The following is a 14381-nucleotide window of genomic DNA, read 5'->3' on the forward strand; positions in this document are numbered from 1 at the left end:
GGCCGCGCGACCGACGCGGCCACCCCACCGGTCTCAGACCGAGGTCCACCGCCGGTAGCCCCGGCGCCCGGCTCGCTCCCACGCCGTGCCGAAGTCGGCGAGCGCCTCGTCGGCCCGTTCCCGCTCGACGCCGACGAGGAGGCCGTAGCTGAACCCGTTCTCCCCCGAGAGGTTCGCGCGCATCCCCAGCTCCCGCAGGGTGCGCGCGAGCGCGACCGCGTCGTGGTGCTCTCCGAGCGCGTCTTGCACGGTCTCGAGGCGCTGCGCGAACCGCGCGGCGTCCTTGCCGATGGCGGGCTCCATCGACTCCCCCGCGTACCGCGCACGCTTGGCCGCCTTGCGGACGTCGTGGAGGAGCTCGTCCCGCCGCTCCGGCGACGCCGCGGCCGCCGTGCGCGCGCGACGACGCGTCCTTCGCCAGGCCGTGCGGGCGAGCGCGGGGAGGACCTCTGCCGCCGGGCGGGAGGCGCGGTCCGCGAGCGGCGGCGCCTCGGCGAGCGCCGCGAGCGCGGCGAGCAGGTGGAGGTAGCGGGCCTGGTCCATCTGCCCGACGGCGGTGCGCCACGCGTCACGGTACCGGCGGTCGAGCTCGTCGACGACGCGGGCCCGCACCGGCCCGACGACGAGCTCGGTCGGCAGCCGGTCGAGCACAGTACGCATCCGGTCACGCGCGACCTCGGCGTCCCGGGCTTCGCCCAGCACCCGGCCCCACCAGCGCAGCTCGTCGCGCACCGGGTCCGTGACCCGGCGGTCGAGGAGCGGCCGGAACGTCGCGAGCGCGCTGCGCAGCCGACGGGCCGCGACGCGGGACGCGTGCACGGCGTCCGGCGCGTCCCGGCGCACCGCGGGGTCGTGGCGCACCAGCGCGTCGACCTGCTCGAGCAGGTAGCGCACGACGACGTCGCCCGCCGTGCCGGGCGACTCGCGGTCGCCGCGGTCGCTCTCTCGAGAACCAGGGACGACGTCCGCAAGGGCGCGGGCGAGCTTCGGGCCGCTCGGCCCGACGCTCGCGCCGGCGTCGACCAGCGCATCGACGACAGAGCCCAGCAGGGCCTCGGGGTCGTCCGTGGCGAGCCCGGCGGGCAGGAGCTCGACCTCGATCTCGCGCCAGGTGTCGGTGTGCGGCGCCGCGACGAGACGCTCCGCGTCGACCCGGTCGTCGGCGACCTCGACGAGCGCGGCGCCCGGGTCCCGGGCCTCGCGGAGGACCACGGCCGTGCGCGTGGACCGGACGCGGCAGACCGGCACGAGCGGCGACCCCCGGGTCAGACCCAGCACGAGCCCGGCGAGATCGTCGGGCGGGACGGGCGCGGCGTCCGGCGCGGGGAGCACCGGTGGGAGGGGTGCCGCGTCGCCACCGAGCGGGCGGCGCACCTCGTCGCGCACGTCGCCGGACACGGGCAGCTTGAGGTGCCAGCCGGCGTCGTCCCCGCCCGTCCGGCGCCGCAGCGTGATGCCGCGGGCGAGCAGGCGCAGGTCCGGCGTGTCGTAGTACAGGGCGTCCAGGTGCAGTGGCTCTCCCGTCTCCGCCACCATCGCCTCGCGCGCCAGGTCGGGCACGGTCCAGCCGTCGGGAGCGCTCAGCGTGCGCTCGCGCTCTCGGTAGTCCACCGGCTCGTCCTCCCTCGGTCCCGCCGTCCCTCGACCCTAGGAGCGTGGACCGACGCACGCAGCGCCACGGCCCCCAGCGGTCCGGGGACCGTCAGCGGGCAGGTCGAGAGGAGCGCAAGGTCGCCGCGACCGAGAGCCACCCGCCGCGCGGGCGGACCAGCACGAGGTCCGCCCGCGCGCCGGGGACGAGAGCACCCCGGTCCCAGAGCCCGGCCGCGCGGGCCGGGCCGGACGTCACGAGCGCGACGGCGCGCGGCAACGACGCCAGCCCTTCGCGCACGAGCACGTCCACCGCGGCGAGCATCGTCGCCGGCACGTAGTCGGACGCGAGCGCGTCCACGAGTCCGCCCGCGACGAGCTCGCGCGCCGAGACGTTCGCCGCGTGCGATCCCCCGCGCACCACGTTCGGTGCGCCGGCCACGACGAGCACGCCGCGGTCCCGCGCGGCACGCGCCGCCTCGAGCGTCGTCGGGAACTCCGCGACCGCGCCCCCGCGGGCCGCGAGCGCCTCGACGTCGGCGATCGTCTCCGGGTCGTGGCCGGCGAGGCGCACGCGCCCGGCCCTGGCCAGCCCGCCCAGCCACTCGAGCGTCGACGACGCGACCTCGGCGCGCTCCTCGCGCTCGGACCGCCAGCGCCCCACGTGGTCGTGCGCACCGTCAGGGGACATCCCCGCCCGTTCCACGAGCCAGCGCTCCATCGTCTCGGGGCGGGCGTACTGCCCGATGCCCGGCGTGTGGTCCTCGTGGGACACCAGCGGTGGCGCCTGGTCGGCGGGCAGCGCGTCGAGTACCGCACGCAGCGTCTCGACCGCCGCGGGGCACCGGATGTCCAGGCGGTGCAGCACGCGCGCGCCGTCGTCGTGCGCGGCCGGGTCCGCGAGCGCCTCGAGCAGCGCGCCGGGCTCGGGCTCGCCCGCGGGCAGGCCGACGGGCGTCCGCTCTCCGTACGCCACGCCGTGGAACGCCGTGAGGACGCCGACCCCCGCGAGGCGGTCCGTCGCGGTGCGGACCGCGAGGTCGAGCGGGAGCCTGGCGCCCGGGCGGGGACGCGCCTCGTGACCGAGCACGTCGGTGTGCACGTCGACGAGCCCGGGCAGGCACAGCGCTCCCCCGCCGTCGAGATCCGCGCGGCCGCCCGGCGGGCGCTCCCCGACCTCGACCACGCGTCCGTCGCGGACCACGACCCGCGCGTCCTCGACCGTCCGGTCGGGCAGCACGGCGACGACGCCGCCGAGCACGTAGTCGCGTGGCGCGCGGGTGACGTCGTGCGGAGCGGTTCGGGCGGGCATGGCCGCATGTTGTCCGGACGACCTGGCGAGACGGTGAACGACAGTTCATCGCCCGTTCACCGTTCTCCGACCGTCGGTTCTCCGGACCCTCGCAGACTCCTCGACGGCGCCCGCCCCGGACGCCGCCCCACGACGTCACACCGGAGACGACGACATGAAGACCACCACCACCACCTTCGCCGCCGTGGCGCTCGCCGGCATCGCGGCGCTCACGCTGTCCGCGTGCGGCGGCACGAGCGAGGCCGCCGACGGCGCGGGCGACAGTGCCTCCGCGGCGGCCTCCGGTTTCCCCGAGGTCATCCGCCTGGGTGCGATCCCCGCGGAGAACTCGACCGACCTCGCCGCGGGCTACGAACCGATCATCAAGATGCTCGAGGAGGAGACGGGCTCGACCGTCGAGGTGAGCCAGGCCTCCGACTACGCCGGTGTGATCGAGGGCCTCATCGCCGACAAGGTCGACATCGCGTTCCTCGGCTCCTTCGCGTACGTCATCGCGACGCACAACGACGCGGCGATCACGCCGCTCGGTGCGGTGATCGAGGAGAAGGGCGCCGAGCCGGGCTACTACTCCCTCGGCATCACCCAGGGCGACAACGCCGAGATCGACGGCCTCGAGGACTTCGAGGGCCGCAGCGTGTGCTTCGTCGACCCGGGCTCGACGTCGGGCTTCCTCTACCCGAGCTCCGGGCTCATCGACGCCGGGGTCATCGAGTCCGGCACGGAGAAGGACCTCGCGGCCGGCGTGCAGCCCGTCTTCGCGGGCGGCCACGACGCGTCGGCGCTCGCCGTCGCGGCCGGCGACTGCGAGGCCGGCTTCGCCATGCAGTCGATGGTCGAGGAGACGCTGCCCGCCGCGGGCGACCTCGCCGAGGGCGACCTCAAGGAGGTCTGGAAGTCCCCGAAGATCTCCGGCTCGCTGTTCGTCGGCAACGACTCGCTCGGCGAGGAGAACATCGCCACGCTGACCACGCTCATCACGGAGAAGGCCAACTCGGACTACCTCCTGGAGCAGGGCTTCTGCGACGGCGAGTGCCTCCTCACGGACGAGGACGCGTGGGGCTTCGCGCCCGCGCAGGACTCGGACTACGACGGCACGCGCGAGGTCTGCACCCTCACCAAGTCGGACAAGTGCGAGGGCTGACCGTGCCCGAGCCCACCGGTTCCACCGCAGGTCCGACGGCGGGCGAGCCACTCGTGCGGGTCCGTGGTCTCGTCAAGGAGTTCGACGGGACCACGGCCCTCGCGGGGGTCGACCTCGACGTGGCGCGCGGCGAGCTGCTCGTCCTGCTCGGCCTGTCCGGCTCGGGCAAGTCCACCCTGCTCCGCTGCCTCAACGGGCTGCACCGGCCGAGCGAGGGCGAGGTGATCGTCGCCGGCACGCGGGTGGACCGCGCGTCGTCGCGCGAGCTGCGCCGGCTACGGACCGAGGTCGGGTTCGTGTTCCAGCAGTTCAACCTCGTCGGCAGGCTCACCTGCCTCGAGAACGTGCTCATCGGCGGGCTGGGCCGGGTGCGCGGGCCGCGGTACGGCGTCTCCACGTACTCGCGCCGCATGCGCGAGGAGGCGCTCGGTCACATCGAGCGCGTCGGGCTCGCCGACCAGGCGTACCAGCGCGCGGACACGCTCTCGGGCGGCCAGCAGCAGCGCGTCGCCATCGCGCGCACGCTCATGCAGCGCCCGCAGCTCGTCCTCGCGGACGAGCCCGTCGCGTCGCTCGACCCCGAGAACGCGGGCGCCGTGATGGACCTGTTCGTCCGGGTGTGCGCGGAGGAGGGCCTGACCGTGGTGTGCACGCTGCACCAGGTCGACCTGGCTCTGGGCTGGGCGGACCGCCTCGTCGGGCTGCGCAACGGCGAGAAGGTCCTCGACCGTCCCGCCGCCGGCCTGACCAAGGACGAGGCGATGGCTATCTACCGGCGCGTCGCGCCGGGGACGGCGAGCGAGCCCGTGACCGCCGGGGCGCTCGCGTGAGCGCCCCGAGCCAGGCGCCGGAGCGGACGCGGACCGGATCACGACCGCCGCACGACCCCGACAGCGGAGGTGGCGGCCGGTTCCCCGTCCGGCCGCGCCTGACGCGTCCGCAGCGGACGCTGCGCTGGCTCGCGGGCGGCTTCGTGGTGCTCAGCCTCGTCGCCGCGTCGTCGATCGGCCTCGACCTGCCGACGCTCGTCGCAGGCGGAGAGGACGTCGCGAACCTCGTCGAGCGGATGCTGCCGCCCCGGCTCGACGACCCCGCGCGCGTCGCCACGCTCGCGCTCGACACCGTGCTCATGGCATTCCTCGGCACCGTGCTCGCCACGGTCCTCTCGGTGCCGCTCGCGTTCCTGGCCGCCCGCACGACGACGCCGCACCCGCTCGTCGCGACCGTCGCCCGAGGCGTCATCACGTTCTGCCGCGCCGTGCCCGACCTCGTGTTCGCCGTGCTCTTCGTGCGCGCGCTCGGGCTCGGCATCCTGCCGGGCGTCCTCGCGCTCGCGCTGCACTCGGTCGGCATGCTCGGCAAGCTGTTCGCCGACGCCATCGAGGACGCCGACCCGGGTCCGCGCGAGGCCGTGCGCAGCGTCGGCGTCGGCCGGCTGCGCGAGCTGCTCAACGGCGTCGTGCCGCAGGTGGTGCCGTCGTGGATCTCGGCGTTCGTCTACCGCGTCGACATCAACCTGCGCACGTCGGTCGTGCTGGGCTTCGTCGGGGCGGGCGGCATCGGGTTCGCGCTCCAGGACGCGCTGCGCGGCCTCGTCTACCCGAAGGCGCTGGGGATCGTCGCCGTGATCCTCGTGCTCGTGGCCGCGATGGAGCTGGTCTCCATGGGGATCCGGCGCTCGCTGCTCGCGCCGCGCCGGCCCCGCTTCCGGCGCGACCGCGCCGTGCGGTTCGTCTCGGGCGCCGCGGCGCTCGGCATCACGGTGCTCGCGTTCGTACGGCTCGACATCGACCCGCGCGAGCTCGTGACATCGGTGCCCGACCTCCTCGAGGTCGCCGGACGGATGTTCCCGCCCGACCTCACCACGCTCGGCCCGGCCCTGTGGGAGGCGATGCTCCAGACGCTCGCCATCGGCCTCGTCGCCACGGCGATCGGCATCGCGCTCTCGCTCCCCCTCGGCCTGCTCGCCGCCCGGACCGTGGCGCCGCACCCCGTGGTGCACGCCGCCGCCCGCACGACGATCCTCGTCGTGCGGTCGATCCCCGAGCTCATCCTCGCGGTCGTGTTCGTCGCCGCGGTCGGCCTCGGCCCCGTCGCGGGGGCGATGGCGCTCGGCATCGGCTCGATCGGGTTCCTCGGCAAGCTCGTCGCCGACGCCGTGGAGGAGATCCCCACCGACGCGGCCGAGGCCGTGCGCTCGGTGGGCGGCGGGTGGTGGAAGGTGCTGTTCTCGGCCGTCCTCCCCCAGGGCATGCCGTCGATCGTCGGGTCGTCGCTCTACCTGTTGGACGTCAACATCCGCACGTCCACGATCCTCGGGATCGTCGGGGCGGGCGGCGTCGGCTTCCTGCTCTTCGAGGCCATCCGCACGCTCCACTTCGAGGTGGCCGGCGGCATCGTCCTCCTCGTGTTCATCGTCGTCCTGCTCATCGAGAGGCTCTCCGGGTGGATCCGCGCACAGCTGACCTGACCACCGTCGCACTGTGGGAGGGCGGTGAGGCGATCCGGCTGACGGAGGTCCCGCTGCCCGACCTCAAGCCGCGCGAGGTGCTCGTCCGCGTCCGCCTCGCGACCGTGTGCGGCAGCGACCGGCACACCGTGTCGGGAAGGCGCTCGGCGCCCGCGCCCTCGGTGCTCGGCCACGAGGCCGTGGGCGAGGTCGTCCGCCTCGGTCCGGACGCCCCGCTCGCCGACGACGGCATGCCCGTCGCCGTGGGCGACCGGGTCGTCTGGGGCGTGACCGTCGTGTGCGGCGTGTGCGACCGCTGCCTCGCGGGCCGCAGCGCCAAGTGCCGCTCGGTCCGCAAGGTCGGGCACGAGGCGTTCGCCTCCGACTGGCCGCTCAGCGGCACGTACGCGCGCCACGTCGTCCTGCCCGACGGCGCGACCCTCGCTCGGGTGCCCGCGGGCCTGCCAGACGTCGTCGCCGCGCCGGCCGGGTGCGCGACCGCGACCGTGATGGCCACGATCGAGGCCGCCGGACCGCTCGCCGGTCGCCGGGTCCTCGTGAGCGGCGCCGGGATGCTCGGCATCACGGCGGTCGCGGCGGCGCGCGACGCGGGTGCGGCCGAGGTCGTCGTCACGGACCCCGACGCCGGACGGCGCGGGCTCGCGCTGCGCTTCGGCGCGACGTCGGCGCGCGGGGCCGACGAGCCGGTCGGCCTCGTGGACGTCGCTATCGAGCTCTCGGGAGCGGGGTCCGCCGTGTCCCGGTGCCTCGACCTGCTCGACGTCGGCGGCCGCCTCGTCCTCGCGGGCTCCGTCGCCCCGGCGCCTCCGGTCCCGCTCGACGCGGAACGCGTCGTGCGCGGCTGGCTCACGGTCACGGGCGTGCACAACTACGAGCCGCGGCACCTGCGCGCCGCGCTCGACCTGCTCGCCCGCACGCACCCCATCGCGCCCTGGCACGAGCTCGTCACCCCGCCGGTCTCGCTCGCCGAGCTCCCCGGGGTGCTCGTGGGCCCGGCGGGCCCGGCGCCCCGCGCGGCGGTCGTCCCGTGACGCGGTCGCCGGCGTCAGTCCGCGCCGCGCGCCGCTCAGGCCGTGCCAAGCTCGACGACGACGCGCACCGCGTCGGCGCGGATCCATCGCTCCGTGAAGAGCAGCGGTTGCCCGTCCTGCTCGGCGCGCGCGAGGCTGACGACGAGCCAGGCCGGGTCCCCGGTGCGGCAGCCGAGACCCGGGCTCGCGTCGTCGGGGGCGGACTCCATGCTGGCGCGCGTCCACGCGCGCTCCGGGACGACGCCGGCCGTCGCGCGCAGGATCGCGTCGAGCGACTCCTCGTGCCGCAGGGCCGTCACGAGCTCCGGCACGAGCGCCGTCGTCAGCCACTCGACGCCCCACGCCGCGGGCATGTCGTCGATGAAGGACCGGCGCACGAGGCGGAAGCCGGGCTCACCGGCGTCGACCCCGAGCGGGCCGGCGACCTCGGGCGGCAGCGGGACCTCGTCGCACGCGAGCACGACGGCACGCGTCGTCGCGCCCGCCGCGCGCAGGGTCCGGCTCCACGAGGGCGGCTTGCCGGGCGCCACGAGGTAGTCGACGCGACGTCTCGTGAACGTACCGAGGCCCTGGATGCGGCTCACGAGCATGCGGCGCTCGAGCTCCTCGAGCGCCGCGCGCGCCGCGGCGCGCCCCACGCCGAACCGGCGCCCGACGTCCGCCTCCGACGCGACCCGCGTGCCGGGAGCGAGCCGCGACAGCTCGGTGGCGAGCACCTCCACGATCTCGGTCGACCTGTTCACCCGCGGACCGTACAGCCCGCACATGACCCCCGGGTGAACGACGCCCGGGGCAGGGAAGGACAACCATGAGCACGCCCTCACCCGGGCACGTCGTCGTCGTCGGCGCGGGCGTCGTCGGCCTCGGTACCGCCGCCGAGGCGCACCGCCGCGGCTACCGCGTCACCGTCGTCGAGCAGGCGGCCTCGGTCGTGGGCTCGTCGGTCCAGAACTTTGGGCACGTCTGCGCCACGGCCCAGGCCGGGACCGCCCGCACCTACGCGCTCGCGGCCCGGGAGCGCTGGCTCGCCCTCGGTGCCGCCGCGGGGTTCCGGGTCGCGACGACGGGCACCCACGTGGTCGCCCGGACCGCGGCGGAGCTGCGGCTGCTCGCCGAGCTCGCCGCCGAACGCGGCGAGGCCGAGGTCCGGCTGCTCTCAGCGGACGAGACGCGGGAGGCGACCGGCGTCCGGCCCGAGCCCGTCCTCGGCGGGGCGCACCTGCCGCTCGACCTCCAGGTCGACCCCCGCGCCGCCGCGCCCGCACTGGCCGCCTGGCTCGAGGCGCAGGGCGTCACGTTCGCGTGGCGCACCGCGGCACGCGGCGTGCGCACCGGACGCGTCGAGACGACGCGCGGCCCGCTCGACGCCGACGCGGTCGTCGTCGCCGCGCACCACGACCTCGACCGGCTCCTGCCCGACGTCGCCGCGGACGCCGGTCTGCGCCGGTGCCGTCTGCACATGCTCCGGGTCCGCCCCGACCGGCCGCTGCCCCTCGCGACGCCGCTGCTCACCGGGTGGTCGACGGTGCGGTACGCGGCGCTCGCGGCCTGCCCCTCCGCGCGGGACGTCGCCGACGAGCTCGCGGCGACCGACCCGGCGGGCGCGCGGTGGGACCTCAACCTCATGACCACGCCGCAGGCCGACGGCACCCTGATCCTCGGGGACACCCACGTGCGCGACGTCGACGCGCCCGTGTTCCAGGACGAGGCCGGCTACGAGGTGCTCCTGCGCCTCGGGCGCGACCTGCTCGGCGCGGACCTGGCCGTCGTCGAGCGCTGGCAGGGCACCTACGCGACCGCCCCCGACCGCGAGTTCCTCGTCGCGGAGCCCGAGCCGGGGGTCCACGTCGCGACCGTCACGACGGGCATCGGCATGACGACCGGTCTCGGCCTCGCCGTCGACGTCCTGGACCGCGCCGGGCTCACGGGCTGATCTGGCCCATCGACCCGCCCGAAGCATGAACTCGCACTACCACTGGAAGGACACGACCATGATCGCTCTCGCCGCCCTGGACATCGCCGGCACCACCGTTGAGGAGGGCAGCGCCGTCTACCGCGCCCTGCACGAGGCGGTGCGCCGGCACGGCAGCATGGCCGAGGTGACCGACGTCGCGCACTGGATGGGCGCCGACAAGCGCACCGCCATCCGCGCCCTGCTCGCGCTCGGCGGCGACTCGACCGCCGTCGAGGAGACGTTCGTCGACTTCGAGCGGCTCCTGCGCGAGGCGTACGACGAGACGCCGCCGGTCCCGATGCCGGGCGTGCTCGACGCGTTCACCGCGCTGCGGGAGCACGGCGCGCGCATCGCCCTGACGACCGGCTTCTCCGCCGACGTCACGAACCTCCTGCTCGAGCGCCTCGGCTGGCAGGACGGCGTGCTCGACACCGTCGTCACGACCGACGACGTCCCCGCCGGGCGCCCCGCGCCCTACATGGTGTTCCGGGCGATGGAGCGCACGGGCGTGACGCGCGTCGCGGACGTGCTCACCGCCGGCGACACGGTGCTCGACCTCGAGGCGGGCACGAACGCCGGGGCGGGCACCGTCGTCGGCGTGCTCAGCGGCGGCGTGCCGCGCGAGGTCCTCGCCGCCGCACCGCACACGCACCTCCTCGCGAGCGTCGCCGAGCTGCCCGCGCTGCTGCACGGCCTCGCCGACGGCGCCGAGCGCGCGGAAGGGCTCGTCGCTTCGGCGTCCTGAGCGCGCCGGGCCACGCCCGAAGGTCGAGGGGCCGTCACCTGCCGGGGTGGCGGCCCTTCGGTCGTGAGGGCGGAACTCTGCGACCTTGGTCACGATCGGGGTCACGAGGTGGAGCGCTGCCGGAAGCGGTTGTTTGAATGATCAACCGTTCGCGGGCGTCCGCCCTCGCGAACCGCCCCTCCGTCCTGGACGGGCCTCTCCCCCAGCCTTGATTGCGTGCCGTGCCTCTCCCTGCCCTGCCCCTGCCCCGCCCTGCCCGGACGACCCCCGACCGCTCCCCGTGGCGCGCACTGCGCCACCGCTCGATGCGCTGGTGGTCCGGCGCGAACCTCGTCTCCAACGCCGGCGCCTGGATGCAGCTGACCGTGCAGAACCTGCTCGTCCTGCAGATCACCGGCTCCGCGGCCGTCACCGGTCTCTCGCTCGCCGTCCAGGCCGCCCCCGGCCTGCTCCTCGGGGTCGCGGGCGGCGCCGTCGTCGACCGGTGGCCCCGCAAGCTGACCGCCGCGGTCAGCCAGGCGGTGCTCGGCCTCGTCGCCCTCACGACGGCGGGACTCGTCGCCCTGGATCTCCTCAGCCTCCCCGTGCTGCTCGCGCTCTCCGCGGTCACGGGCCTCGTCGCGACCGTCGACGGCCCGGCGACCGCGCTGCTGGGCAACGACCTCGTGCCCGTCGAGGACGTCCCGTCCGCCATCGGGATCGGGTCCGTCGTGCACAGCGCCGGACGGCTCGTCGGCGTCGCGATGGCGGGCGGTGCCGTGGCACTCGCCGGGCCCGCCGTCGCGTACGTCGCCAACGGGGTGTCTCTGCTCGGCGTCGCCGCGGTCGTCCCGTTCCTCGTGCTCCATCCCGACGCCGCACGGTCGGCGCCACGCCCGGTGGCCGAGGAGCCGACCGCCCTCGGCGCGGAAGCCGCCGTGCCCGTCCTCGCACCCGACGCCGCGGCGCCGGTCGTCGGCCGCGGGACCGCGACGCGCGATCCCGGAGCCCTGCGCTTCTTCCTGGGTCGTCCCCGCCTCGTGGCGCTGCTCGTCGTCACGGCGGTCAGCGCCGTACTCGGCCGCAACTACACCCTCACGCTCGCCGTGCTCGTCACCGGGGCGCTCGCCGGCGGCGCGCGGGAGTTCGGGACGGTCTCCACGGTGCTCGCCGTCGGCGGGATCGTGGGAGCGGTCCTGGCCGGGCGCCTGCGGCGCCCGACGGTCCGCCTCGTCGCCGTCCTCGCCGCCGTGGGCGCCCTGCTCCAGGTCGTCGCGGGGCTCGCGCCGACCCTGACCGTCCTGCTCCTCGTCGTCGGCCCGATGGCCCTCGTCGAGTCGATTTCGGACACGGCCGGGACCACCGTGCTCCAGACCGACCCGCCGCCGCACATGCGCGGCCGCGTGCTGGGTGTGTGGCGCAGCGCGAGCACCGCGTGGGGCCTCGCGGGCCCGCCACTCCTCGGCCTGCTCATGGAGCTCCTCGGCGCGCGCGGCGCACTGGTGGCGGGTGGGCTGGTCGTCGCAGGGACCGTCGGCGCCGGCGCGCTGCTCCGCCGCCTGCGTGTGCCGACGACGACGCGGTCGGTCGCCCTCGATGCGTCGGCGACCGCCGGTGGCACGACGCCCCCGTCCCCGCGGCGCCCGGACGCACTGCCGGGGCTTGCGCCCGAGCCGGTGCCGGCCCTGGCAGACGAGCGGCCCGCCGAACCGGTACTGATACCCGCCTGAGGCCCGGCGGTGGAACGCGAGAGGCCGTTCCCGCTGCTGCGGGAACGGCCTCTGACATGCGGTGAGCTCGGTGGGCGATACTGGGTTCGAACCAGTGACCTCTTCGGTGTGAACGAAGCGCGCTACCACTGCGCCAATCGCCCGAGTGCGTGGTCGATACTAGCCTGAACCGGACCGGATCGAAAAACCGGCCCCGCGCGCCTTGACGGTCACGGGTCGAGACGCTCCCGACGGCACCGCTCGAAGAGCTCGCGCGCCGCGAGCGAGATGGTCCCGGCCACGACCTCGACGCCGTCGAGCCAGGTCACGGGCTGGACGTTGCGCACCGAGCCGGTGAGCAGGAGCCCGGCGTCACCGGCGCTCACCTCGTCGAGCACGTCGAACGGCAGCTCGCCCGGTCGTGCCTCGCGCACGGGCAGCCCGGCCTCGTCCGCCCACTCGAGGAGCAGCTCGCGCGTGATGCCCGCGAGGCAGCCCGACGCCAGCAGCGGCGTGACGAGCTCTCCCCCGCGCTCGACGAAGACGTTGGCCCCGGTGCCCTCGCACAGGTCGCCCGCGGTGTTGGCGAGCAGGGCCTCGTCGCCGCCCTTCGCGATCGCGTCAGCGAGCGCGACGACGTTCTCGGCGTACGACGTCGTCTTGAGCCCCGCGACGGCCGACCGTTCGTTGCGCGTCCACGGCGACCGCACCGCGCGCCCGGTCGGCGAGATGGTCGCGGGACCGGCAGCGACGACGACGGTCTGCGCCCCCGGCGTCCGCCCTGACCCGAGCGGCCCGACGCCGGCCGTGACCGTGATGCGCAGGCGCCCGACGGCGCCCGCCCCGGCGCGTGCCCGGCCGTCGGCCTCGGAGAGGACCGCCGTGACGCCGTCGCGCACGCGCTGCTCGTCCGGCGCGTCGAGACCGAGGCCTGCCGCGGACCGCTCGAGGCGGCGCAGGTGGCGGGTCAGGGCGAACGCCTGTCCGTCGAACACGGCACACGTCTCGAAGACCCCGTCACCGACCGTGATCCCGTGGTCGACGGCGCTCAGCGCGTGCTCGGCAGGTCCGACGATGCGGCCGTCGGCCCAGATCACGAGGTTCTCGGACGTGGTCCCTGACGCCGGCGTCGTGGCCGCAGGAGTGCTCATGGCTCCAGTGTGCCGGAGGCGAGGCCGACGAGGCGCCGTGCCTTGAGCTCGGTCTCCTCCCACTCGCGCGCAGGGTCGCTCCCCCACGTGATGCCGGCGCCCGTGCCGAACCGGAGCACGCCGTCGGACCACCAGAACGTGCGGATCCCGACGGCGAGCTCGGCCTCGTCGCCGTCGACCCACCCGATCGCGCCGCAGTACGGACCGCGCGGCACGGTCTCGAGCTCGTCGATGACGCGCAGCGCCGACGACTTCGGCGCACCGGAGACGGAGGCCGGCGGGAACGTCGCGTCCAGGAGTGCCGGCCACAGGCCTGCCGAGCCCGCCAGCTCCGGGAGCACCCGCCCGGCGACCCGGCTCACGAGGTGCACGAGCCCCGGATGGGGCTCGACCGCGAGGAGGTCCGTCACCTCGACCGTGCCGGGCACGCACACGCGCTGCAGGTCGTTGCGCACGAGGTCCGTGATCATGACGTTCTCGGCGCGGTCCTTGGCCGTGAGCCCGACGGCGGTCGCCGCGGTGCCCTTGATCGGCCCGGACGACACGACCCTCTCCGTGACCCGCAGGAACAGCTCGGGCGAGGCGCTCACGACCCACACGGGCTCGACGCCGGCCCCCGCCGGCACGTGCAGCACGCCCGCGTAGGGCGCCGGGTTGCCTCGGCCGAGCCGCCGCGCGAGCGCCGCGGCGTCCGGCTCGCCTCCTGCCACGCCGACGAGCGGGGCCGAGAGCACGCGGCACACGTTGGCCTGGTACACCTCGCCCTCGCGCACCTGCTCGCGCACGTGCGCGACCGCAGCCTCGTACGCAGCGCGGTCCATGGAGCTCGTCCACGACGTCGGTGCGGGCCCGTGCCACGGGGGCTCGCCACCGTCGAGCGAGGCGCCACCGTCGGGCGAGGCGCCGGCGTCGGGGTCACCGACGAGGGTCGGCTCTGCCGGGTCGACGCGCTCGGCGAACCGCCACGCGCGAGCCCGGCCGCCGCGCCCGGACGCCTCGAAGTCGGCGACGACGAACCAGGGCCCGTCGTGCGCGAGCCGCTCCGGCTCGCGCAGCAGGTCCACGCACTCGACGACGCCGCGCGCGGCCCGGCCCGCGAAGCGCGCGAAACCGGGTCCCGTCGGCGTCGTCCCAGGTGCGGGTGCAGGTGCAGGCACGGGGCCACGCTACCGACCGGGCCACGGGCGGTCCGCGGTGACCTGCGCGCCGACACCGAGCCGGTTGGACGTCGGGCGCGAACGTGGACTAATGTCTGGGACGCGCCGGAACGCCGGGGAGCTCGCAAGAGCCCGTCGGAGC

Annotated in this window: 12 protein-coding genes and 1 tRNA gene; 7 read left to right on the top strand and 6 right to left on the bottom strand. The window is 75.7% G+C overall.

The window, feature by feature from the left end; all coding sequences use genetic code 11:
- Positions 1-33: 33 nt before the first annotated feature.
- On the bottom strand, positions 34-1611 hold the full coding sequence (locus AC4H2H_RS07810) for a CYTH and CHAD domain-containing protein (RefSeq protein WP_494370227.1): 1578 nt from the start codon (positions 1609-1611) through the stop codon (positions 34-36).
- A gap of 91 nt (positions 1612-1702) precedes the next feature.
- Entirely contained in the window at positions 1703-2902 is a 1200-nt protein-coding gene (locus tag AC4H2H_RS07815) for an alpha-D-ribose 1-methylphosphonate 5-triphosphate diphosphatase (protein ID WP_494370228.1), read from the bottom strand.
- A gap of 154 nt (positions 2903-3056) precedes the next feature.
- On the opposite strand from AC4H2H_RS07815, the gene AC4H2H_RS07820 reads away from it, so the two are divergent.
- The 4 genes from AC4H2H_RS07820 to AC4H2H_RS07835 are packed head-to-tail and all read left to right on the top strand — an operon-like array spanning position 3057 to position 7544.
- Positions 3057-4043 (top strand): phosphate/phosphite/phosphonate ABC transporter substrate-binding protein, encoded by a 987-nt coding sequence (locus AC4H2H_RS07820; RefSeq protein WP_494370229.1) that lies wholly within the window; start codon positions 3057-3059, stop codon positions 4041-4043.
- Between the two features lie 2 nt (positions 4044-4045).
- Complete coding sequence (phnC, locus tag AC4H2H_RS07825; protein ID WP_494370230.1) at positions 4046-4873, top strand: phosphonate ABC transporter ATP-binding protein; 828 nt, start codon at positions 4046-4048, stop codon at positions 4871-4873.
- Entirely contained in the window at positions 4870-6513 is a 1644-nt protein-coding gene (gene phnE, locus AC4H2H_RS07830; protein WP_494370231.1) for a phosphonate ABC transporter, permease protein PhnE, read from the top strand. Before phnC ends, phnE begins: the two co-directional genes overlap by 4 nt.
- On the top strand, positions 6489-7544 hold the full coding sequence (locus AC4H2H_RS07835; protein ID WP_494370232.1) for a zinc-binding dehydrogenase: 1056 nt from the start codon (positions 6489-6491) through the stop codon (positions 7542-7544). Before phnE ends, AC4H2H_RS07835 begins: the two co-directional genes overlap by 25 nt.
- A gap of 35 nt (positions 7545-7579) precedes the next feature.
- Here the strand turns inward: AC4H2H_RS07835 and AC4H2H_RS07840 are convergent, their stop codons facing one another.
- The gene (locus tag AC4H2H_RS07840) at positions 7580-8287 is read right to left on the bottom strand and encodes a GntR family transcriptional regulator (RefSeq protein ID WP_494370233.1); all 708 of its coding nucleotides are present in this window, start codon (positions 8285-8287) and stop codon (positions 7580-7582) included.
- Positions 8288-8352: 65 nt separating this feature from the next.
- On the opposite strand from AC4H2H_RS07840, the gene AC4H2H_RS07845 reads away from it, so the two are divergent.
- From AC4H2H_RS07845 to AC4H2H_RS07855, 3 genes are all read left to right on the top strand, one after another.
- The gene (locus AC4H2H_RS07845; RefSeq protein WP_494370234.1) at positions 8353-9477 is read left to right on the top strand and encodes a TIGR03364 family FAD-dependent oxidoreductase; all 1125 of its coding nucleotides are present in this window, start codon (positions 8353-8355) and stop codon (positions 9475-9477) included.
- 58 nt (positions 9478-9535) lie between these two features.
- Entirely contained in the window at positions 9536-10243 is a 708-nt protein-coding gene (locus tag AC4H2H_RS07850; RefSeq protein ID WP_494370235.1) for a phosphonatase-like hydrolase, read from the top strand.
- A 221-nt stretch (positions 10244-10464) separates the two neighbouring features.
- Positions 10465-11952 (top strand): MFS transporter, encoded by a 1488-nt coding sequence (locus tag AC4H2H_RS07855; protein WP_494370236.1) that lies wholly within the window; start codon positions 10465-10467, stop codon positions 11950-11952.
- A gap of 71 nt (positions 11953-12023) precedes the next feature.
- Here AC4H2H_RS07855 and AC4H2H_RS07860 read toward each other — a convergent pair.
- From AC4H2H_RS07860 to AC4H2H_RS07870, 3 genes are all read right to left on the bottom strand, one after another.
- A tRNA-Val gene (locus AC4H2H_RS07860) sits at positions 12024-12095 on the bottom strand.
- 66 nt (positions 12096-12161) lie between these two features.
- Positions 12162-13082: an aminotransferase class IV gene (locus AC4H2H_RS07865; RefSeq protein ID WP_494370237.1), complete on the bottom strand. Its 921-nt coding sequence runs from the start codon at positions 13080-13082 to the stop codon at positions 12162-12164.
- A complete protein-coding gene (locus AC4H2H_RS07870; RefSeq protein ID WP_494370238.1) occupies positions 13079-14239 on the bottom strand; it encodes a chorismate-binding protein in 1161 nt (386 codons plus the stop codon). The genes AC4H2H_RS07865 and AC4H2H_RS07870 overlap by 4 nt, the downstream gene beginning before the upstream one ends.
- Positions 14240-14381 lie beyond the last annotated feature (142 nt).

The sequence above is a fragment of the Cellulosimicrobium sp. BMG9.22 genome, from assembly GCF_059159975.1.